Here is a 1,382-nt window from a genome sequence, read left to right as displayed (position 1 = left end):
CAGAATAATTATTTGTGCCTGTTATTTAATTAATGATATACTAGTCTGTCTGTGATTTGTGGGATACGCTTTTTCTGTTTTTTGATTTCTTCTGTCTGTTCTTTGGCAAGACTGCTTTTTACCAGTGCTTCAAATTCTTCTTTATTTGCCAATGAATACTGTGCTATCTTTCGCAAAACCTCTGTAATGGTTTCCATCACATCATCGACATCAATGCGGTGGGGAGAATGGCATTTCGGGTGTTTGGATTTTCCTTTGGCATATTCGCTGCAATAGGTTACATGCTGTACCTTGTTGTTCTTGTGTATGGTGCGGATGTGCATTTTTGTACCACAATCTTTACAGTACATCAGTCCAGATAAAGCGTGGATTTCTCCATCTCTGTTTGGTCTTTTTACAGGTGCGTTTTTTAATATCCGTTGTACATTTTCATAAGTAGTTCGATCTATGATTGGCTCATGCACATTTTTGATTACCTGCCACTTATCTTTATCTACATAGTGGTTTCGTTTGTCTTTATAATGCTTTTCGGTCTTGAAGTTGACTACATCGCCACAATACTCCTGCCTTTTCAGTATGTGTGTTAGGGTTGCTTTGTTCCAGTTATAGCGGTTTTCTTCATTCAGCTTTCTGTTTTTCGCCGTTCCTCTGTCTTGCTGTTTCATATAAAAGGTTGGGGTTAGTATTTCTTTCTCTTTCAAGTAAACGGCTATCTGATTTCTGTTTTTCCCATCCATAAACAGTCTAAAAATGAGTTTTACGACTTCGGCAGCTTTTTTATCGACTATCCAAAAATCTTTGTTATCAGGGTCTTTTATATAGCCGTAGGGGGCTTCTGTTGCAACAGGCTTTCCGCTTGTTCCTTTGGTCTTAATGCCTGTTTTGACTTTCTTGCTGATGTCCCTTGCGTACCACTCTGACATGATATTGATAAATGTGGCAAATTCCAATGTATTTTGGTCTTTACTGTCGATACCGTTATTGATGGCAATAAACCGTACATTATTTCTTCTAAATATTTCCATTGCATTCCCTACTTGAAGATAATCTCTTCCCCACCTTGTCATATCTTTCATGATAACAATGCTGATTTTTCCGCTTTCTACATCGCTTATCATCTGTGTATAGGCGGAGCGGTCAAAGAACCTACCGCTTTCATCATCGTCGATATAGTGGCGAATGTTCATCAATTTGTTCTGTCTTGCATATCTCTCTAAAAATGCCTTTTGATTCACAATACTGTTGCTTTCGCCACCGTCCCTGTCCTCATCACCAACTGAAAGGCGAGAATATAGTGCAGTGATTTTATTTGCATATTCCATCATGGCGTTATCCTCCTTTTTTATGTCTATATATCACTCCTGTTCAGTTAATATTATGCA

Annotated in this window: 1 pseudogene; it reads right to left on the bottom strand. The window is 38.2% G+C overall.

Going from position 1 to position 1,382, the window contains the following annotated elements:
- Positions 1-41 precede the first annotated feature (41 nt).
- Positions 42-1,325: pseudogene (locus tag HMPREF0381_RS14085) on the bottom strand (recombinase family protein); the annotation flags it as partial.
- Positions 1,326-1,382: the final 57 nt, after the last annotated feature.

It is taken from the genome of Lachnoanaerobaculum saburreum DSM 3986 (assembly GCF_000185385.1).
Lineage (GTDB): Bacteria > Bacillota > Clostridia > Lachnospirales > Lachnospiraceae > Lachnoanaerobaculum > Lachnoanaerobaculum saburreum.
The sequence above is the reverse complement of the archived record's forward strand: the minus strand, read 5'-3'. Positions and strand labels throughout refer to the sequence as shown.